We start from the raw sequence: 18518 nt of genomic DNA, 5'->3' as shown, positions 1-18518 counted from the left end.
AATTAATTGCGGCGTGATTAAGGGGATAAGAAATGATTATTTAGCGGCTACGATCAATAGCGAGAAAAACTTATTTTTGCGTTTTTAACATCCCGCTAATTATTTGCCCTAACTGGTTCACCGCCTGCTCCTCCCGCTCTCCCCAGGCCCACGAGGTATTAAAGCGGAAAAATGGCGTCCAGGTATCGGAGGTGGAGAACATTTTGCCTGGCGCAATGCTGATGTGGTGCTTCAGCGCCCGGGCGCTGAGCTCACCGGCGTCCAGCGGCGCGGGCAGCTCCAGCCATAAAAAATAGCCGCTGTCGCTGTGGTGAATTTTCACCTCATTGGGCAGATGGCGCAGCAGCGCCTGCCACGCCTGCTGCTTGCGCTCAGCCAGGGTGCGGCGCAGGCGCCTGAGATGAGCGTCGTAACGTTTGGTGGCGAGATAATCCACCAGCGCCAGCTGCATGGGCGAACTGGTGGACAAGGTGCTCATCAGTTGAAGCTGCTGGATGCGGCGGGCATGTTTCCCGGCGGCGACCCAGCCAATGCGGAACCCGGCCACCAGACATTTGGAGAAGGAGGAGCAGTGCAGGGTCATGTCGCTGCGATCCCAGGCTTTCGCCGGGAGCGGCTTTTCGCGGCCATAATAGAGCTCGCTGTAAACATCATCTTCAATCAGGGTGACGTTGTGCCGGGCGAGTAATGCGACAAGCTGCGCTTTTTTGTCGGCGCTGAGGGTAAAGCCCAGCGGGTTCTGCGCGTTGGTCATCAGCCAGCAGGCTTTTACCGGGTAGTCGTTCAGCGCCTGCGCCAGGGCGTTGAGATCGATACCGTCGCGCACGTCGGTCGCCACCGACAGCGCCTTCAGCTTCAGCCTCTCCAGCGCCTGCAGCGCGCCATAGAAGCAGGGATTCTCCACAATCACCCAGTCGCCCGGCTCGGTGACCGCCTGCAGGCTGAGGTTCAGGGCTTCCAGCGCACCCGCGGTAATCACAATTTCATCCGGGGAGATGTTCATCCCCTGTTGGGCATAGCGGCGGGCGATGGCGTGGCGCAGATCGACGTTGCCCGGCGGCAGGTTCTCGATCACGCTCATGGCGGTGGCGGTTTTGCTGACGTTTGCCAGGGAACGGTTCAGCTGCTGTAAGGGAAAGAGACGCGGGTCGGGAAAGGCCGAGGCAAAGGGCACCACCGCGGGATCGCGGCTGGCCTGCAGCACATCGAAGATATAGGTATTGATATCCACCGACTCGTCGCGCATCACCTGCGCGGGCGGCATCGGCTGCTCTCCGCTGGGACGGGCGGCGACGTAATACCCCGACTGCGGGCGCGCCACAATATGCCCCTGGCTCTCCAGCATCTGGTACGCATGGCCGACGGTCATAAAGCTCAGCCCGCTGCTGGTCACCTGCTCACGCAGGGAGGGCAGCTTATCGCCGGGCTGCCAGACGCCCAGGTCGATCTGCGAAATGATTTGCTGCGCCAGGCGCTGGTATTTTTTCATCGGGTTCTCCTTGCTGCGTTACATAGTATATCAGCAGGAGAAAAAAGGCAGAATTAATAAACTGTTATAGGTGAGAGAGGAATGTCAGCAGGCGTGACGGCGCCTGACTGAATTACTTGCGCAGCTCAAACGGGACCTGGCGGGCATGACGGGAGGCCGCTAAATGGTCGAGGGTGATCATGGAAGATTTGCAGAAAATGCACTTCGCACCGTGTGGATTTTTTTCAGACACGTCGAAAATGGAAGTACGGAACTGCGAACCATGACAGCATGGGCAACGAAAATGGATAGTAGAACTCATGTAAATCTCCTGTACGTATACACGTAAAAACTAATGGGCCTTAAAGGCAATAAGGGTCTGAGACAAAACTAATCAGAGCGTAAAGATAAAACCCAGGAGCGACTGTGGAGAGGCACAACGTGATGAGATTGCTTTAGGAACTGCTTCAGATATTTTTGGATTTCAAACCGAAAGAGCATTAACGCATTAATGATGGAAGGATGCAAGCGGTATTTACACTATCCTTCCATAAAACAAGCAGAGCCGCTGAATTCATTCAAATTTTTTGACCTCATCTGTGAAATAAACGCCATTTCTTCTCATCGGGTAATCCGTAAAGTAAGGGTTATGTTGTTTCTCAGAAATCAGGAATCCCCGGAATGAAAAAGATCGGTTTTTTATCATTTGGTCACTGGACGCCCTCACCGCAGTCCGGCACCCGCAGCGCCGCTGACGCGCTGCTGCAGTCTATCGATCTGGCGGTCGCCGCCGAAGAGCTGGGCGCGGATGGCGCTTATTTCCGGGTGCACCATTTTGCCCGCCAGCTCGCCTCCCCTTTCCCGCTGCTGGCTGCCATTGGCGCAAAAACCAGCCGGATTGAGATCGGCACCGGCGTAATCGATATGCGCTATGAAAACCCGCTCTATATGGCGGAAGATGCGGGCTCAGCCGATTTGATCTCTGGCGGACGCTTACAGCTGGGGATCAGCCGCGGCTCGCCGGAACAGGTGATCGATGGCTGGCGCTACTTTGGCTATGTGCCCGCGGAGGGCGAAAACGAGTCGGACATGGCGCGCCATCACACCGAAGTGCTGCTGGACGTGCTGCGTGGCGAAGGGTTTGCTAAACCCAACCCACAGCCGATGTTCCCTAATCCGCCGGGCCTGCTGCGCCTGGAGCCGCACGCCGAAGGTCTGCGGGAACGGATCTGGTGGGGCGCAGGCTCTAACGCCACCGCCGTGTGGGCCGCGAAGCTCGGGATGAACCTGCAAAGCTCTACCCTGAAAGATGACGAAACCGGCGAGCCGTTCCATATTCAGCAGGCAAAACAGATCCGCGCCTACCGTGCCGCCTGGGCCGAAGCGGGACATACCCGCACCCCGCGCGTCTCGGTCAGCCGCAGCATTTTCGCCCTGATGGACGATCGCGACCGGATGTACTTCGGCTCCAGCCGTAACGAAAGCGACAGCGTGGGCTATCTGGATGAGAAAACCCGCGCCATCTTCGGGCGCAGCTATGCCGCCGAGCCAGACAAGCTGATTGCCCAGTTGAAGCATGACGAAGCGATTGCCGAGGCGGATACACTGTTACTGACGGTGCCGAACCAGTTGGGCGTGGAGTACAACGTGCATGTGATCGAGTCGATCCTGAAGCATGTAGCACCGGCGATGGGGTGGCGGGACGCGTAAAATAATAGAGGTCCCGTGAAATAGATAATACACGGGACGTTTACTCACACCTTTAAATTGATTTAATTTGTATAACTGCAAAATATATTTGCCATGACTATGGCACGATATGCCTGGTCTTTATTAAACATCCGATGTTAAGTAATGGCTGTTTTTAAGCTGGCTGACAAAAGGAGTTTGAGATGGCAATTCCTGCGTATTTGTGGTTAAAGGACGACGGAGGAGCGGATATCTGCGGGTCTGTGGATATCCGCGATCGTGAAGGCAGTATAGAAATACTCGGATTTGGTCACGGTCTGCATTTACCTACGGATAGTAATACTGGAAAGATAACCGGTACACGCGTCCATAGCGCACTTGTGTTTGAGAAAGAGTTCGACTCTTCCAGTCCTTATCTTTATAAAGCTGTTGCCAGAGGGCAAACGCTAAAATCCGCCGAGTTTAAATGGTACCGGATCAATCATGCCGGGCAGGAAGAAGAGTACTTTAATATGTTTCTTGAAGGGGTCAAAGTCGTGTCTGTTTGCCCTCTCATGCATGATATAAAAAACCCTTCGACGGAAAAACATAATCATCTTGAATCAATCTCCCTGCGCTATGAAAAAATCACCTGGAAACATTGCGATGGGAATATTATTTTTTCTGATGCGTGGGATGAGAGATGATTCGTTGTACATTTCATTTAAATGGTGGGCAGATGTCTACTCTAAGTTGTCCTGGCGTTGGTTTCTTTCCGGCTTATTCTGGACACGCCGGTGCCAACCGAAATAATCCAGAGTCTATTGCTATGAAAAAAAAAGGGCCATTGCCGCCTGGAAAATATTTCATTGTTACGCGTTCCCGTGGAGGGCTTCGCTCCCGCTGGCACGATATGCTTAAAGAACTCGAGAGCGGTTCAAACCGGGACTTTTGGTTTGCATTATACCGGGACGACGGGGCTATCGATGATTCAACTTTTATAGACAACGTAGAGCGCGGAGCTTTTCGCCTGCATCCCGCAGGCAGTTCTGGGATTAGCGAAGGATGCATAACATTGCCAAATCATTCCCACTATCAAATCCTCCATCACGCATTGTTAAGCGCAGGTTCTTTACCCATTACGGCCGAGCTTAAAGCATTTGGCACCATACAGGTATATTAATGAAACCCAGTACTACTGTAATGATATGGTTGATGGAGTTAGCTCTACTGTGTCTGGTTTATTCGTTAGTTTGTATCGTTATGCCCGATATCTGGCTATATGACCTTTATACAGATAAATTTGGTTTTTTGACCGAGGCCGAATGGTACGATCGCTACATTTTTGCGTTGTCTCTGTTATCGCTGCTTTTGACCACGCTTTTAATCTGGCTGATCTCCCACTGTATGCGAAAACGTAAGGCACACTAGCAATAAAGGGGCTCACGCCCCTTTATTGCCTTACCCGGCCTACAAAACCTCTGCCCGTAGGCCCGTGCAAGCGAAGCGCCGCCGGGCATCATGCCGGGTGGCGGCTAACGCCTTACCCGGCCTACAAAGTCCCTGCCCGTAGGCCCGCGCAAGCGAAGCGCCGCCGGGCGTGGTGGCAACTAACTTTAACACTTCCGGATAACGCCCTGTTTTCCTGAAACTGTTATACAAAAATTCCCCTTTTCTGTCTCTGATACTGATTTTCGCGCTGATTTACCATAACAGTCACACCGATTGACCTTGAGGTTGTGCATGTTTGGTTTAGATGCGTTTGTACTTGCGAGGATCCAGTTTGCTTTTACTGTCTCCTTCCACATTATTTTCCCGGCGATCACCATTGGCCTCGCCAGCTATCTGGCGGTGCTGGAGGGGCTGTGGCTGAAAAGCAAAAACCCCGTCTGGCGCTCGCTGTACCATTTCTGGTCGAAGATTTTCGCCGTTAACTTTGGCATGGGCGTCGTCTCCGGGCTGGTGATGGCCTACCAGTTTGGCACCAACTGGAGCGGTTTTTCCCAGTTTGCGGGCAGCATTACCGGTCCGCTGCTGACCTATGAAGTGCTCACCGCCTTCTTCCTCGAAGCGGGTTTCCTGGGGGTGATGCTCTTCGGCTGGAACAAAGTCGGGCCGGGGCTGCACTTCTTTGCCACCTGCATGGTGGCGCTGGGCACGATTATCTCCACCTTCTGGATCCTCGCCTCCAACAGCTGGATGCAGACTCCGCAGGGCTATGAGATCGTCAACGGCCAGGTGGTGCCGGTGGACTGGTTGGCGGTGGTGTTTAACCCCTCTTTCCCCTATCGCCTGCTGCATATGTCGATTGCCGCGTTTCTCAGCAGCGCGCTGTTTGTCGCGGCCTCGGCGGCCTGGCATCTGCTGCGCGGGAACAATACCCCCGCCATTCGCCGCATGTTCTCAATGGCGCTCTGGATGACGCTGATCGTCGCCCCCCTACAGGCGCTGGTCGGGGATATGCATGGCCTCAATACCCTGAAGCATCAGCCGGCCAAAATTGCCGCTATTGAGGGTCACTGGGAGAACCCGCCCGGCGAGCCGACGCCGCTGCTGCTGTTTGGCTGGCCGGATATGGAGCAGGAGCGCACCCGCTATGGCCTTGAGATCCCGGCGCTCGGCAGCCTGATCCTCACCCACAGCCTGGATAAGCAGGTTCCGGCGTTGAAAGAGTTCCCGAAAGCGGATCGGCCCAACTCAACCATCGTCTTCTGGTCGTTCCGCATTATGGTCGGGCTGGGCCTGCTAATGCTGCTCCTGGGCGCGATCGCATTGTGGCTGCGCTACAGGCAGCGGCTCTATTACTCCCGGCCTTTCCTGTGGTTTGCCCTGCTGATGGGACCGTCGGGCTTAATTGCGATTCTCGCCGGGTGGGTGACCACCGAAGTGGGCCGTCAGCCCTGGGTGGTCTACGGACTCCAGCGCACCAGAGATGCCGTATCGGCCCACGGCGATCTGCACATGAGCGTCAGCCTGCTGGCCTTTATCGTGGTCTACACCTCGGTCTTTGGCGTCGGCTACAGCTACATGGTGCGCCTGATTAAAAAAGGGCCGCAGGAAGAAGAGAGCTTCCCGACCGAAAACGATGGCCGCCCGGCGCGCCCGCTCTCGGCTGCGAGCGCTGAATTCACTCACAAGGAGACACCATAATGGGCATCGACCTCTCCCTGATCTGGTTTGTGATTATTGTCTTTGCCACCCTGATGTACATCGTGATGGACGGCTTCGATCTCGGTATCGGTATTCTGTTTCCCGCCATCAAGGACGCGGACGACCGGGACGTGATGGTCAACAGCGTCGCCCCGGTGTGGGACGGGAACGAAACCTGGCTGGTATTAGGCGGAGCCGCGCTGTTTGGCGCCTTTCCGCTGGCTTATGCGGTGATCATCGATGCCCTGACCATTCCGCTCACCTTAATGCTGATCGGGCTGATTTTCCGCGGGGTGGCGTTCGAGTTCCGCTTTAAGGCGACGCCCGCACATCGTCCTTTCTGGGATAAGGCGTTTATTGGCGGTTCACTGCTCGCCACCTTTACCCAGGGGATGGTCGTGGGCGCGGTAATCAACGGCTTTCCGGTCAGCGGCCGCGCTTTTGCCGGGGGGCCGTTCGACTGGTTTACCCCGTTCAGCCTCTTTTGCGGCCTGGGGTTGGTAGTGGCCTACGCCCTGCTGGGCGCCACCTGGCTGGTGATGAAAAGTGAAAACCCGCTTCAGGGCCGGATGCGTCAGGTATCGAAGCGCCTGCTGCTGGCGCTGCTGGTCATCATTGCGGCGATCAGCCTCTGGACACCGCTGGCGCACCCGGCCATTGCCGATCGCTGGTTTAGCCTGCCGAACCTGTTCTTCCTGCTGCCGGTTCCGCTGCTGGTGGCGCTGCTGGGCCTGTGGCAGTGGCGCTGCCTGGATAACCCGCATAGCCACCATCTGCCGTTCGTGCTGACTCTTGGGTTAATCTTTCTCGGCTTTAGCGGGCTTGGGATCAGCATCTGGCCGTATATCATTCCGCCAGCCATCACCCTCTGGCAGGCCGCTGCGCCTGCACAGAGCCAGGGCTTTATGCTGGTGGGGGCGTTGTTTATTATCCCGATCATCCTTGTCTACACTTTCTGGAGTTACTACGTATTTCGCGGAAAAGTCCAGCCTGGGGAGGGCTATCATTGATGAATCAACCTGTCTGGAAACGTCTGATGTGGATGGTGATTATCTGGGGCGGCAGCGTGCTGGCGCTGGCGCTGGTGGGGTTTTTCTTCCGTGTGCTGATGACGGCGGCGGGGTTTAAGTCACACTAGCCAACTTAAAGCGATAATTTGGCCGCTACATAACACTCAATTTACAGCGGCTCCCTGGTCCGGCTGAAAATCGCCGAAGCGTTGACCGCAGGCCGGGGCGAGGCGCATGGATGCGCCGAGAGGGGGCGACCTACAGGGATGTAGGATCGCCCCCGACCCGATAGCCGGAGGGAATAAGCTGAGGGCACCGCGAAGCGGCGATTTTCTTGCCGGGAGCCGGGATTGTTAAGGGGGCGGCAATAGCCCCCTTAACACGTTCACGGGTGACGTGGTTTGCAGAGAAGCAAGGAACGCAAGGTGAACGGAACTCCCTCAACCGCCGCATATCCCACCTTCCCCATCCCTACAAATCCCAACAAATCCTTTCCCGCCTTTAAAAACCCGAATAATAACCTCACGAAACTATCGGCATCATACTGCGTAAACGTAATCAACCGGTGGCAAGATGTTTAAAAAAACGTTATCAACAATAATGCTCACCTGCGCCCTTTTCTCCGGCCAACTGATGGCCAACCATAAAGGACATGAATTTTTTTGGGTGAAGAACGTCGAGCAGCAGCTGCGCCACGAGGCGGATAGCGATGAGTTACGGGTGGTGGCAGAAGAGTCGGCAGACGGCTTGCGCGAACATCACCACTGGCAGAAGTCGCGCAAACCGGATACACATTTTCGTTAATTACGCGCCTTTACGCTTCGGCAGCGTTTTGAGCAGATCGTCAGGGCTGACGGAAGCCACCACGCTGCCCGGCTGAGGCATTTTAAGGATGTGATTTTTCATCTTGCCGATGACGTGCATCTCGCATGGACGGCAGTCAAATTTCAGGGTTAACACCTCATCACCATTCACCAGCTGCATCGGCGTCGCCTTCCAGCTCTTGATATTGCCTTTGGCCTGTTTTGGACAGAGGTTGAAGGCGAAGCGCAGGCAGTGCTTGGTGATCATCACCGGTACGTCGCCCTTCTCTTCGTGGGCTTCATACGCAGCATCAATGAGTTCCACGCCATAGCGCTGATAGAATGCCCGCGCCTTGTGGTTGTAGACGTTCGCCAGGAATGAGAGATGCGTTTCCGGGTAGACCGGCGGCGGTACAGAGACCGCTTTGCGGCTGCCACGCGGGTAGTTGGCCAGGCGCGCGGCGTCCAGCATCTCGGCCGTTTCACGACGGAACTGGTTCAACAGGCTGTTCGGCACAAAGAGCGCGCCAGGCAGGTTGACCTGAATATCCCGGGCGTAATAGATAGTCTGACCCAGCTTAGCGACGCCATCCTTCAGGTTGTTCAGCGCTTTTTCGGCGTTGTTCGCCACCTCAAACTGCCCGTCCAGGGTATGGGTGACGCTGGTACCGTCTTCGCTGGTCATGGTCAGGATCAGCTGCTCTTCCCAGCCGCCCAGCTCGATGTCCACCGCAACGCGGCGCTCGCTGGAGGTTTTCAGCAGCGCCTGCTGCCAGTTATGGTCCAGGTTACGGTTCAGGGGGGTATGCGGACGCACTTTATGCAGGTCGGCAGGCATTTCGTTTGGCCAGACGCGGTAGCGATTTTCACCGGTTTTCTCCACCGTGTTGGCGCGGAAGCCGACCACTTCACGTTTGATCATCACGTTCAGGCCATCGCCATTCGCCAGCGGTTCGGTCACTTCCACATCCAGATGCTCTTTGGAGACTTTAAGCACTTCACCCACCGGCAGGCCGATAAACTTCGGCGAGTCGAACGCGCCGATATCTCCTTTGCGCGCATTCACAAAGTAGTCGGTACTGCCGCGATGGAAGGTCTTGTCGGTAGACGGAATAAAGAAGTGCTCGGTACGTCCGGCGGAGCTGCGGGCCAGATCGCCGCGAGCTTCAATAATGGCATCGAGCATCTGGCGGTAATGGGCGGTGATGTTCTTCACATAGCTCATGTCCTTGTAACGCCCTTCAATCTTGAAGGAGCGCACGCCCGCGTCGATCAGCGCGCCCAGGTTAGCGGTCTGGTCGTTGTCTTTCATCGACAGAAGGTGTTTTTCAAAAGCCACCACCCGGCCCTGATCGTCTTTCAGGGTATAGGGGAGACGACACGCCTGGGAGCAGTCGCCGCGGTTGGCGCTGCGCCCGGTCTGGGCGTGGGAGATGTTGCACTGCCCGGAGTAGGCCACGCACAGCGCGCCGTGGATAAAGAACTCGATGGTGGCGTCGGTCGCCTGGTGGATATCGCGGATCTGGTTGAGGTTCAGTTCACGGGCCAGCACGATCTGGGTGAAACCGGCATCCGAGAGGAACTTCGCCTTTTCCACGGTGCGGATATCGCACTGGGTACTGGCGTGCAGCTCGATCGGCGGGATATCCATCTCAAGGACACCCATATCCTGGACGATCAGCGCATCAACGCCGGTCTGATACAGATCGGTAATCAGACGCTGCGCCGGTTCCAGTTCATCATCATGAAGAATGGTGTTCAGGGTCACGAACACTTTCGCCCCAAAACGGTGGGCGAACGGCACCAGGTCGGCGATATCGCGCAGGCTGTTGCTGGCATTATGGCGGGCGCCAAAACCAGGGCCGCCGATATAGACCGCATCGGCACCGTGAAGGATCGCTTCACGGGCAATGGCGGCGTCACGAGCCGGGCTTAAAAGTTCAAGATGATGGGATGGCAGGCGCATACTTCGTCGTTATCCGTTATGGTCAAAATGGCGGCTATTGTAGTCAGAAGTATGGGCCAGTGAAACAGTTTTGCGTGTCTTTATCGGGGATAATGGATGAGTGAGTGAAAGTGCACCGTCTGGCCGCTGCTGTTGCGGTAGGCGTGCGGTTTATCTCCGGCAAAACGCAGGCCGGTATCAGGTAAAAGCGTCTGCCAGACGCCGTCGATCTGCATCTCCAGCTCACCGCTTATTACTACCACATGCTCAATTACCCCGGCCTCGTGCGGGGTGGATTCACTGAGGGCGCCCGGCGCGAGGGTAATCGAGAAATGATCGTATTTCAGCGCCTCATCCCAGGGAAAGAGCGGTTTCACCACCATCGCCTGCTGCTGGGGATCGAATACCGGCGGGTTTTCCGCTTCGGGGGTGATAAAGGTGGAGAACGGCACGTTGAGTCCGGTAGCGATTTTCCACAGCGTCGAGACCGTCGGGCTGGATTCGTTCCGCTCGACCTGGCCGAGCATTGCTTTTGACACCCCGGTCTCTTCAGCCAGCTTCGACAGGCTCCAGCCGCGCGCCTGGCGCAGCGTTTTCAGCGTAATTGCAAGATGTTGCGTAATGTCCATAGCCCCTCCTCTTGCCGCGAGTGTACCACTTGCATGCTATAACGCACAGTGCTACATTCACGGCTGTTATAACGCACAACGGAGTTCTCATGCGCGCATCCTCGCTCACCTTTCCCACCCTCTTATCCGGTTTCGTTGCCGTACTGGTGGGCTACGCCAGCTCTGCCGCTATTATCTGGCAAGCTGCGGCAGCGGCAGGCGCAACGGCCCCGCAGATTGCAGGCTGGATGACCGCCCTGGGTCTGGGGATGGGGATCAGCACGCTGGGGCTGTCGTGGTGGTATAAAGCTCCTGTGCTCACCGCCTGGTCGACACCGGGTGCCGCCCTGCTGGCGACCAGCCTGCAAGGAGTCACGCTTTCAGAAACCATCGGCATCTTTATTTTTGCCAATGCCCTGATCGTTATCTGTGGCGTCAGCGGCCTGTTTGCCCGACTGATGAAGATCATCCCCCATTCACTGGCGGCGGCGATGCTTGCCGGGGTGCTGCTGCGCTTCGGGTTACAGGCCTTCAGCAATCTGGAGGGGCATCTGCTGTTATGTGGCAGTATGCTGCTGGCCTGGCTGCTGACCAAAGCCTTTGCCCCACGCTATGCCATCGTCGCCACCCTGCTGGTGGGTGGATTAGTCGCGGCGCTGAAAGGTGACGTTGTCACGGACAGACTCACTTTCGCGCTGGTGATGCCGCAATTTATCGCCCCCACCTTCAATCTCACCACGCTTATCAGCATCGGCCTGCCCTTCTTTTTAGTCACCATGGCGTCACAGAATGCGCCGGGGTTCGCCACGATGAAAGCCTCCGGCTATCCGGTGGCCGTCTCGCCGCTCATCATTGTCACCGGCGGGCTGGCGCTGCTGCTGTCGCCGTTTGGCGTCTACTCCATTTGCATTGCGGCGATCACCGCCGCCATCTGTCAGAGCCCGGATGCGCACCCGGATGCCGGTAAACGCTGGCTGGCTGCGGCTGCGGCGGGAGTCTTTTACCTGCTGGCCGGCATTTTTGGCGGCTCAATTAGCGGACTGATGGCGGCTCTGCCGCTAAGCTGGATCCAGACGCTGGCAGGTCTGGCGCTGCTGGGCACCATCAGCGGCAGTCTGCATCAGGCGCTGCATAATGAGGCCGAGCGCGATGCCGCCATCGTGACCTTTCTGCTGACCGCCAGCGGCGCAACCCTTGCGGGGATAGGCTCGGCGTTCTGGGGGCTGGTGGCGGGCGGCGTCTGCTACGCCCTGCTGCTACGTACTCGCCGCTCGTAGCTGGGACGGCGTAAGCCCGGTTGCGGCGCGAAAGCGGTTGCTGAAATGGCTGGCGGAGCTGAATCCGCAGGCTAGCGCAATGTCGGTGAGCGGCTGGCGGGTGGTTCGCACCAGGGTTTTGGCCTTCTCCATCCGCCGCTGCATCACATACTGGTGTGGCGCCATCTGCATCGACTGACGGAACATGCGGGCAAAATGAAACTCGCTTAAGCTGGCCTGGGCGGCCAGATCCGCCAGGGTCAGCGGCTGGGCCAGATTCTCTTCGATAAAGGCCAGCACATTACGCAGGACGAACGGCGACAGGCCGCCCGTGACCGTTGGCAACGCCCACTGCACGTTACTGTAATGCTGCACCAGATGGGTCAGGAGCAGCGTGGAGGCGGTACTCAGCGTGAGCTGGTTAGCAGACTGCTGCCAGTCGCAGCCAAGGATAAAATGGCGATACAGGGCGGTGATGCTGGCATCGTCACCAAACAGATTTTCGTCAAGGGTAAAGCTGTAGGGGCTTTTGTCCCACACCTGCTCCCCGACGTTACGCAGGTGGTCATCGGTACAGTAGAGATGCACAAACGACAGATCGTCGCGAATATCCCAGGTGGACTCGCTCTCTTTGGGCATCAGGCAGAAACGGTCCGGACCGCCGCCATTTTTCCAGCCGGCGGTGGTTTTGTGATAGCTCTCGTAGCCGTCGGCGATATAGAGACTGAGCGTATGGTGATCGCAATACTGGGTGATGGTGTCGCGCTTATTCGACCAGGCCGCCAGCTGGATCCCTGAATTCAGCGCCACGGCATTGTGCAATACCGCTTTATGTTTGCGCAGATTTTCAAAGGCACCGTAGGTCTCAGCCATAACCACTCACCCGGTTGTTAATAAGAGTTAACAAGTCTAAAAAGTTCTTCGCCTCAGTGCCAGTCCTCTTCCGCGCGGGTCAGGAAAAAAGCGCAAGATTATGCAAGTCCACCGCAAGCCTGTGAAAGAAGACCCGTTTCCCTGCCGCCATACTGACCCCAGACTTTGCTGAAAAGAGAAATAGGATGAACGCATTTTTGTACGCTCTGGTCGTCATTATCTGGGGAACCACCTGGATTGCCATCTATCTACAACAAGGGCCGGTCCCCGCGCCGGTCTCTATTTTCTGGCGCTTTGCCGTCGCCACCGCCACCATCATGGCGGTGCTGCTGATTCTGCGCCGCCTGCGTCCGCTGGCCTTGCGCGACCATCTGTTTTGCGGCCTGCAAGGATGCTGCGTCTTTTGCTTTAATTTCTGGTGTTTTTACACCGCGGCGGCGTATATCAATACCGGGCTGGAGTCGGTGATTTTCTCCATGGCGGTGCTCTATAACGCCCTGAACAGTTTTCTCTTTTTTGGTCAGCGTCCGCCCGCGCGTTTTTATCTGGCGGCGGCGCTGGGGCTGCTCGGCATCATAACACTCTTCTGGAACGACCTGCTGGCCAGCGGCTGGAGTGCCGGTCTGCTGTTTGGCATTGCCCTCTCGGCGCTGGGCACCTACGGTTTTTCGCTGGGCAATATGATCAGCCTGCGCCACCAGCGCAACGGTCTGGAGACCATGACCACCAACGCCTGGGCGATGCTGTACGGTACGCTGGTGATGGGGGCGATTGCGCTGATCCGCGGGGATGACTTTACGCCGGTCTGGTCGGTAAGCTACATGGGTGCGCTGCTCTATCTGGCGCTCTTTGGCTCGGTGATTGCCTTTGGCGCCTACTTCACGCTGGCAGGAAGAATTGGCGCAGGCAAGGCGGCTTACAGCACCCTGCTGTTTCCGCTGGTGGCGCTCTCATTTTCTACGGTGTATGAAGGCTATGTCTGGCACAGCAACGGGATTGCGGGGCTGCTGCTGATCTTAACGGGGAATCTGGTGATGTTTGCCCGCCCGGAGAGCTGGTTCCGACGGCTACGAACGGCGTAACAAAACCGGCCTGCACGCGGCAGGCCGGCCTGATATTATTGGGTTTTATGCACATCAAACATGGTGGCATCGGTCGCCATGTCATCCACAACCTGCTTCAGGGTTGCGAAGGTCATTGGCGTACTTTCGTTGCTCAGCTCTTTACCTTCCCCTTTACGCACCACTTTAATCACCGGCTTGTTGGTCTGGGCGTCAATCAGCTCGCCTTCAAAGTAGAGATGGGTATCCATGGTTCGGTGGCCGGTTGCCATCTGCGTACCCGCCACGACCAGCGCAACAGGAACCACTTCATAGAACTGCAGACCTTCTTTCTGCGAGCTGACGCCCGTGATGGCACCGCGGAAAATCAGGCTGTGCTTACCAGGCGACGCAACAACAGGTTTGCGCTGGCCGATAGCGGTCTTCATTTTGGTGTTGGTATAAGCTAACAATTCATCCAGAGTGCGCTTACCGATTTGGGTGGTCGGTCTTGGCTCCGGATAGTAGGTAATATTGTTCCAGATAATGCTGTCATATTTCGATTCGTCATAAGACGGATCGACCCAGCGCAGCGTTGGTTTGCCCGATGCGGAAGTTGTTTCTTTAAGCCCTGAGTAGTCTTTTAAAAAACCTGAATATTGATCAGGCTCCGCCACTTTTGACGCACAGCCAGCGAGAAGCAACAGGCCGGAGAGCGCGGCAACTTTAAATAAAGTAGTAGTACGCATAATGGGTGTATCCCTGTGAAGTGCAAATATGCAAGTGAAGTTATAGCAAAAGTTGGCCGGAAAAAAAGTGACAAAAAATGAGGAAAACAGCACAAATTGAAAAAAGAGTGCCCGTAACGATAACGGGCAGCATTAAATGATTATTTTATATCCACTTGCCAGAATAAATGTTTACCGAACGGGTCTATTTCATAGCCAGTCACCTCTTTACGGACGGGTTCGAAAATAGTGGAGTGCGCAATCATTACCGCAGGCATTTGATCGTGCATCATTTGTTGCGCCTGTTTATATAACGCCACCCGTTTATCGTGATCGGTAATAGATTTAGCTTCAGCAATAATTTTATCAAATGGTGGATAGCACCATTTCGCGGAATTAGAACCGCCGTTGGCCGAGGTACAGGTAAAGAGCGGACCAAAGAAGTTATCCGGGTCGCCCGTGGCCGTGGTCCAGCCCATCAGGGCCGCCTGATGCTCGCCCCCCTTCACCCGCTTAAGGTATTCCCCCCACTCGTAGGTGACGACTTTGGTCTGCACGCCAACTTTTGCCCAGTCGGCCTGAATCATCTCGGCCATCCGTTTGGCATTGGGGTTGTACGGACGCTGCACCGGCATCGCCCACAGGTCGATGGTCATCCCGTTGGCAAAGCCGGCCTCTTTCAGCAGGGCTTTGGCCTTTTCAGGATCGTAATCGTAGTCCTTCAACTCGCTGTCCGCGCTCCACACGCCCGGCGGCAGCAGATTTTTAGCCGCCGTTCCGGTCCCCTGGAATACGGCCTCGATAATAGCCGGTTTGTTAATCGCCATCGCCAGCGCCTGGCGCACTTTGACATTATCCAGCGGCGGTTTCTGGGTGTTAAACGACAGGAAGCCGGTATTCAGCCCGGCCTTACTCATCAGGTTAAGATCTTTGTTGGCCTTCATCCGCGGCAGGTCGGCGGGGTTCGGGAACGGCATCACCTGACATTCGTTTTTCTCCAGCTTGGCGAAGCGCACTGAAGCGTCCGGGACGATAGTGAACACCAGACGATCCAGTTTTGCTTTACCCTGCCAGTACTCCGGGAAGGCGGTGAACAGAATGCGCGAGTCTTTCTGGTATTTCGCCAGCTTAAACGGCCCGGTGCCAATCGGCTCCATATCCACCTTCTCTGGCGTGCCGGCTTTCATCATCGCATCCGCATACTCAGCGGAGAGGATCGAGGCGAAGTACCACGCTAAGTCCGCGACAAACGGCGCTTCCGGATGCGCCAGGGTGAAGCGCACCGTGTGATCGTCCACTTTATCAATGGCGGTAATCAGCTTGCCAAACTCCAGGCTTTCGAAATTCGAATAGTTACCGTTAGAGACGTTGTGATAAGGATGCTTCGGATCTTTCTGTCGCATAAACGAGAAGATCACATCATCGGCGTTAAAGTCTCGCGTTGGAGTGAACAGCTTGTTGCTCTGGAACTTCACCCCCTTGCGCAGATGGAAGGTGTAGACCTTGCCGTCTTCGCTCACTTCCCAGCTTTCGGCCAGGCTTGGCACCAGATCGGTAGTGCCCGGCGTAAAATCCACCAGCCGGTTATAGACCGGCACCGCGCTGGCATCCACGCTGGTGCCGGAGGTATAGAGTTGCGGGTTAAAGTTCTCAGGCGATCCTTCGGAACAATAGACCAGCGTTTTAGCGGCAACGGTGGAACTGACCGTCAGCGCGGCGACGGTTAGCGCCAGTTTTGTGAGGTTGCTTTTCATCGCGTTTTCCTGTCTTTTAATTTGACGGCTAATGAATTTTTTGTCGTGCCAAACCATAAATATCATTAAAGTGATTTCGCAAACACCTGATAACTCAAATAAAGAAGGATCCACCATGGCTTCTGCGCTCGCCAGACAATTAACCCAACGCTTCTTTCGCTACCTGGCTGTCACCAGCCAGAGCGACCCAAAGGTGAAAACCCTGCCCTCCACACCCGGCCAGCATGAGATGGCACGGATGCTGGCCGCAGAGCTGCAAACGCTGGGTTTGTCGGAGATCGTGATCGACGAATTTGCCACCGTCACCGCGGTAAAAAAGGGCAATGTTCCCGGCGCGCCGCGAATCGGTTTTATCACCCATATCGATACCGTTGACGTCGGTTTGTCACCGGATATTCATCCACAGATCCTCACCTTTACCGGAGATGATCTCTGCCTGAATGCAGAAAAAGATATCTGGCTGCGGGTCAGCGAACATCCTGAAATCCTCGCTTACCCCAATGAAGAGATCATTTTCAGCGACGGCACCAGCGTACTGGGCGCCGACAACAAATCGGCGGTGACGGTGGTGATGACGCTGCTGGAGAACCTTACCGCTGAGCATAAGCATGGCGATATCGTGGTGGCCTTTGTGCCGGACGAAGAGATTGGCCTGTGCGGGGCGAAAGCGCTGGATCTGGCCCGTTTTGATGTCGATTTCGCCTGGACCATCGACTGCTGCGAGCTGGGGGAGATTGTTTACGAGAACTTCAACGCGGCGGCAGCGGAGATTCGCTTTACCGGCGTGACGGCGCACCCCATGTCGGCGAAGGGCGTGCTGGTGAACCCGCTGCTGATGGCAACCGACTACATCAACCATTTCGATCGCCTGCAAACCCCGGAGCATACCGAGGGCCGGGAAGGTTATATCTGGTTTAACGGCATTCAGGCCGGACAGAACGAGGCGCTGCTGAAGGCGAGCATTCGTGATTTCGACCGTGAGAGTTTTGCCGCCCGTAAGGCGCAAATTGGCGAAGTGGCGGAGAAGATTGCCGCTCAACACCCCACCGCGCAGGTAAGCTGGCATATCGAAGATACCTACAGCAACATTAGCAATGCGGTAGGTGACGATCGCCGGGCAATCGACCTGATGTTCGAGGCGATGGAAAGTTTAGGCATCACGCCAAAACCGACCCCAATGCGCGGCGGCACCGACGGTGCAGCGCTCTCGGCGAAGGGGCTGTTAACCCCGAACTTCTTCACCGGCGCCCATAACTTCCACTCAAAATTTGAGTTTTTACCGTTGAAATCATTCGAGGCGTCGTACAACACGGCGCTGCGGCTCTGTCTGCTGGCGGCACGTTAAGCGGGTTGGCGTTTTATTCGGTTTTCACTTAGCGTGCGCAAACTGGAGAACCCGGTCATGACATGACCGGGTTAATTTTTTATTTAACCTGACGGTTATTATCTGCTTTAAGCTCTTCCCAGGATGCTTCGAGTATCCAGAGACATTTAGCGCCATCGCTCGTTTTCAGTAACGCCTGCCGCGTACGCTGGTAGAACGCCTCGATCTCTACCGCTGATTTCTCGGTCGGAGGGGTACAGATGATGTCGCTACCAATCATGTGCGGCCATTTTCCAGCATCAATGGTTTGCAGCACCCGGAGCGTAACGGTGGTGTTCGTTGACAAGGCTAAGGCCATCGCGTCTTCAAGTTGTTGAGCCTGCTTAACGTCAGCCATTGCAGCCAGCACCGGGATCTGTTCAATCCACTCCGCCTCGCCAGCAGCCACGCCGTGCAGAGCGGAAGGCCAATCTGTTTCTTCAGCCATTGCCGGAAGTGAGATAATCGCTAGCAGTAAAACGGCCAGCCACTTCATCGCACCACCTCCAGATCGGTGCTGTCGCGGATTATCTGCCGACGTGTCGACAACGAAAGAATAATACAGCCTGCAGATGCGAACCCTGCAGGTCCTTCGATTCGTTCGCCATGTATACGAAACGCTGAGCGACCAAAGCTCTCGCCGGTGACTTGCTCAAGAATGATAGTTACCGGTCCTTTTGAATTTGAATGCCCTGAGATTTTATAGGTCCCTCTTGGTATAGGTCCCAATCCCCTGACATGCTGACGGTCAGGATTGTTTTTATTGGTGAGTGCGCCGGAGTAGCCGGTCTCGATTAGCTTGCCATCTTTATACATCTTGCCAGTCGACTGCTCATACTTCCATCCCATTAC

19 protein-coding genes are annotated in these 18518 nt (G+C 55.9%); 10 read left to right on the top strand and 9 right to left on the bottom strand.

Annotation, left to right across the window (positions count from 1 at the left end):
* Nucleotides 1-70 precede the first annotated feature (70 nt).
* Nucleotides 71-1489 carry an aminotransferase-like domain-containing protein gene (locus ACT3IC_RS20050; protein ID WP_103179711.1) on the bottom strand — a complete coding sequence of 473 codons (1419 nt, stop codon included), beginning with the start codon at nucleotides 1487-1489 and terminating at the stop codon, nucleotides 71-73.
* A gap of 112 nt (nucleotides 1490-1601) precedes the next feature.
* The gene (gene ymcF, locus ACT3IC_RS20045) at nucleotides 1602-1790 is read right to left on the bottom strand and encodes a cold shock small protein YmcF (protein ID WP_039028652.1); all 189 of its coding nucleotides are present in this window, start codon (nucleotides 1788-1790) and stop codon (nucleotides 1602-1604) included.
* A 359-nt stretch (nucleotides 1791-2149) separates the two neighbouring features.
* On the opposite strand from ymcF, the gene ACT3IC_RS20040 reads away from it, so the two are divergent.
* The 7 genes from ACT3IC_RS20040 (at nucleotide 2150) to ACT3IC_RS20010 (ending at nucleotide 8100) form a co-directional block, all read left to right on the top strand.
* Nucleotides 2150-3178, top strand: coding sequence for an LLM class flavin-dependent oxidoreductase (locus ACT3IC_RS20040; protein ID WP_473478784.1), 1029 nt, complete (start codon nucleotides 2150-2152; stop codon nucleotides 3176-3178).
* Between the two features lie 182 nt (nucleotides 3179-3360).
* Nucleotides 3361-3843, top strand: coding sequence for an Hcp family type VI secretion system effector (locus ACT3IC_RS20035; RefSeq protein WP_312348621.1), 483 nt, complete (start codon nucleotides 3361-3363; stop codon nucleotides 3841-3843).
* Nucleotides 3840-4319 carry a DUF2778 domain-containing protein gene (locus ACT3IC_RS20030; protein ID WP_473478781.1) on the top strand — a complete coding sequence of 160 codons (480 nt, stop codon included), beginning with the start codon at nucleotides 3840-3842 and terminating at the stop codon, nucleotides 4317-4319. The genes ACT3IC_RS20035 and ACT3IC_RS20030 overlap by 4 nt, the downstream gene beginning before the upstream one ends.
* A 560-nt stretch (nucleotides 4320-4879) precedes the next feature.
* Complete coding sequence (locus ACT3IC_RS20025; protein WP_180209956.1) at nucleotides 4880-6286, top strand: cytochrome ubiquinol oxidase subunit I; 1407 nt, start codon at nucleotides 4880-4882, stop codon at nucleotides 6284-6286.
* Nucleotides 6286-7296: a cytochrome d ubiquinol oxidase subunit II gene (gene cydB, locus ACT3IC_RS20020; protein ID WP_473478779.1), complete on the top strand. Its 1011-nt coding sequence runs from the start codon at nucleotides 6286-6288 to the stop codon at nucleotides 7294-7296. Before ACT3IC_RS20025 ends, cydB begins: the two co-directional genes overlap by 1 nt.
* Nucleotides 7296-7424: a DUF2474 domain-containing protein gene (locus tag ACT3IC_RS20015; protein WP_103822063.1), complete on the top strand. Its 129-nt coding sequence runs from the start codon at nucleotides 7296-7298 to the stop codon at nucleotides 7422-7424. Before cydB ends, ACT3IC_RS20015 begins: the two co-directional genes overlap by 1 nt.
* 445 nt (nucleotides 7425-7869) lie before the next feature.
* Nucleotides 7870-8100, top strand: coding sequence for a DUF2554 family protein (locus ACT3IC_RS20010; RefSeq protein ID WP_103179716.1), 231 nt, complete (start codon nucleotides 7870-7872; stop codon nucleotides 8098-8100).
* Here ACT3IC_RS20010 and ACT3IC_RS20005 read toward each other — a convergent pair whose 3' ends face one another.
* Together ACT3IC_RS20005 and ACT3IC_RS20000 are read right to left on the bottom strand one after the other, a co-directional pair.
* Nucleotides 8101-10065, bottom strand: a complete 1965-nt coding sequence (locus ACT3IC_RS20005) for a peptidase U32 family protein (RefSeq protein ID WP_473478776.1) — start codon at nucleotides 10063-10065, stop codon at nucleotides 8101-8103.
* 80 nt (nucleotides 10066-10145) lie between these two features.
* On the bottom strand, nucleotides 10146-10673 hold the full coding sequence (locus ACT3IC_RS20000) for a helix-turn-helix domain-containing protein (protein ID WP_103179718.1): 528 nt from the start codon (nucleotides 10671-10673) through the stop codon (nucleotides 10146-10148).
* Between the two features lie 68 nt (nucleotides 10674-10741).
* Here ACT3IC_RS20000 and ACT3IC_RS19995 point away from each other — a divergent pair, with 68 nt between their 5' ends.
* Nucleotides 10742-11929: a benzoate/H(+) symporter BenE family transporter gene (locus ACT3IC_RS19995; protein ID WP_255410822.1), complete on the top strand. Its 1188-nt coding sequence runs from the start codon at nucleotides 10742-10744 to the stop codon at nucleotides 11927-11929.
* Here ACT3IC_RS19995 and ACT3IC_RS19990 read toward each other — a convergent pair.
* Nucleotides 11909-12781, bottom strand: coding sequence for an AraC family transcriptional regulator (locus ACT3IC_RS19990; RefSeq protein ID WP_473478773.1), 873 nt, complete (start codon nucleotides 12779-12781; stop codon nucleotides 11909-11911). The two genes, ACT3IC_RS19995 and ACT3IC_RS19990, sit on opposite strands and share 21 nt — an antisense overlap.
* A 185-nt stretch (nucleotides 12782-12966) precedes the next feature.
* Here ACT3IC_RS19990 and ACT3IC_RS19985 point away from each other — a divergent pair, with 185 nt between their 5' ends.
* On the top strand, nucleotides 12967-13863 hold the full coding sequence (locus ACT3IC_RS19985; protein ID WP_156654567.1) for a DMT family transporter: 897 nt from the start codon (nucleotides 12967-12969) through the stop codon (nucleotides 13861-13863).
* A gap of 35 nt (nucleotides 13864-13898) precedes the next feature.
* Here the strand turns inward: ACT3IC_RS19985 and ACT3IC_RS19980 are convergent, their stop codons facing one another.
* Together ACT3IC_RS19980 and ACT3IC_RS19975 are read right to left on the bottom strand one after the other, a co-directional pair.
* Nucleotides 13899-14570 (bottom strand): DUF3313 domain-containing protein, encoded by a 672-nt coding sequence (locus ACT3IC_RS19980; RefSeq protein WP_103179722.1) that lies wholly within the window; start codon nucleotides 14568-14570, stop codon nucleotides 13899-13901.
* 140 nt (nucleotides 14571-14710) lie between these two features.
* Nucleotides 14711-16303 carry an ABC transporter substrate-binding protein gene (locus tag ACT3IC_RS19975; RefSeq protein ID WP_156654568.1) on the bottom strand — a complete coding sequence of 531 codons (1593 nt, stop codon included), beginning with the start codon at nucleotides 16301-16303 and terminating at the stop codon, nucleotides 14711-14713.
* 115 nt (nucleotides 16304-16418) lie between these two features.
* Between ACT3IC_RS19975 and pepT the strand changes: the two genes are divergently transcribed.
* The gene (gene pepT / locus ACT3IC_RS19970; RefSeq protein ID WP_159339364.1) at nucleotides 16419-17648 is read left to right on the top strand and encodes a peptidase T; all 1230 of its coding nucleotides are present in this window, start codon (nucleotides 16419-16421) and stop codon (nucleotides 17646-17648) included.
* A gap of 79 nt (nucleotides 17649-17727) precedes the next feature.
* Here the strand turns inward: pepT and ACT3IC_RS19965 are convergent, their stop codons facing one another.
* Together ACT3IC_RS19965 and ACT3IC_RS19960 are read right to left on the bottom strand one after the other, a co-directional pair.
* The gene (locus tag ACT3IC_RS19965) at nucleotides 17728-18162 is read right to left on the bottom strand and encodes a hypothetical protein (RefSeq protein ID WP_159339365.1); all 435 of its coding nucleotides are present in this window, start codon (nucleotides 18160-18162) and stop codon (nucleotides 17728-17730) included.
* A complete protein-coding gene (locus ACT3IC_RS19960; protein WP_103179726.1) occupies nucleotides 18159-18515 on the bottom strand; it encodes a tlde1 domain-containing protein in 357 nt (118 codons plus the stop codon). The genes ACT3IC_RS19965 and ACT3IC_RS19960 overlap by 4 nt, the downstream gene beginning before the upstream one ends.
* Nucleotides 18516-18518 lie beyond the last annotated feature (3 nt).

This window comes from Leclercia sp. GHBNCSD, assembly GCF_055805075.1.
The sequence above is the reverse complement of the archived record's forward strand: the minus strand, read 5'-3'. Positions and strand labels throughout refer to the sequence as shown.

What these genes read in the sequence shown, in the direction of transcription:
- ACT3IC_RS20050 (WP_103179711.1), bottom strand. Translation starts at nt 1,489, where the DNA reads ATGAAAAAATACCAGCGCCTGGCGCAGCAAATCATTTCGCAGATCGAC.
- ymcF (WP_039028652.1), bottom strand. Translation starts at nt 1,790, where the DNA reads ATGAGTTCTACTATCCATTTTCGTTGCCCATGCTGTCATGGTTCGCAG.
- ACT3IC_RS20040 (WP_473478784.1), top strand. Translation starts at nt 2,150, where the DNA reads ATGAAAAAGATCGGTTTTTTATCATTTGGTCACTGGACGCCCTCACCG.
- ACT3IC_RS20035 (WP_312348621.1), top strand. Translation starts at nt 3,361, where the DNA reads ATGGCAATTCCTGCGTATTTGTGGTTAAAGGACGACGGAGGAGCGGAT.
- ACT3IC_RS20030 (WP_473478781.1), top strand. Translation starts at nt 3,840, where the DNA reads ATGATTCGTTGTACATTTCATTTAAATGGTGGGCAGATGTCTACTCTA.
- ACT3IC_RS20025 (WP_180209956.1), top strand. Translation starts at nt 4,880, where the DNA reads ATGTTTGGTTTAGATGCGTTTGTACTTGCGAGGATCCAGTTTGCTTTT.
- cydB (WP_473478779.1), top strand. Translation starts at nt 6,286, where the DNA reads ATGGGCATCGACCTCTCCCTGATCTGGTTTGTGATTATTGTCTTTGCC.
- ACT3IC_RS20015 (WP_103822063.1), top strand. Translation starts at nt 7,296, where the DNA reads ATGAATCAACCTGTCTGGAAACGTCTGATGTGGATGGTGATTATCTGG.
- ACT3IC_RS20010 (WP_103179716.1), top strand. Translation starts at nt 7,870, where the DNA reads ATGTTTAAAAAAACGTTATCAACAATAATGCTCACCTGCGCCCTTTTC.
- ACT3IC_RS20005 (WP_473478776.1), bottom strand. Translation starts at nt 10,065, where the DNA reads ATGCGCCTGCCATCCCATCATCTTGAACTTTTAAGCCCGGCTCGTGAC.
- ACT3IC_RS20000 (WP_103179718.1), bottom strand. Translation starts at nt 10,673, where the DNA reads ATGGACATTACGCAACATCTTGCAATTACGCTGAAAACGCTGCGCCAG.
- ACT3IC_RS19990 (WP_473478773.1), bottom strand. Translation starts at nt 12,781, where the DNA reads ATGGCTGAGACCTACGGTGCCTTTGAAAATCTGCGCAAACATAAAGCG.
- ACT3IC_RS19985 (WP_156654567.1), top strand. Translation starts at nt 12,967, where the DNA reads ATGAACGCATTTTTGTACGCTCTGGTCGTCATTATCTGGGGAACCACC.
- ACT3IC_RS19980 (WP_103179722.1), bottom strand. Translation starts at nt 14,570, where the DNA reads ATGCGTACTACTACTTTATTTAAAGTTGCCGCGCTCTCCGGCCTGTTG.
- ACT3IC_RS19975 (WP_156654568.1), bottom strand. Translation starts at nt 16,303, where the DNA reads ATGAAAAGCAACCTCACAAAACTGGCGCTAACCGTCGCCGCGCTGACG.
- pepT (WP_159339364.1), top strand. Translation starts at nt 16,419, where the DNA reads ATGGCTTCTGCGCTCGCCAGACAATTAACCCAACGCTTCTTTCGCTAC.
- ACT3IC_RS19965 (WP_159339365.1), bottom strand. Translation starts at nt 18,162, where the DNA reads ATGAAGTGGCTGGCCGTTTTACTGCTAGCGATTATCTCACTTCCGGCA.
- ACT3IC_RS19960 (WP_103179726.1), bottom strand. Translation starts at nt 18,515, where the DNA reads ATGGGATGGAAGTATGAGCAGTCGACTGGCAAGATGTATAAAGATGGC.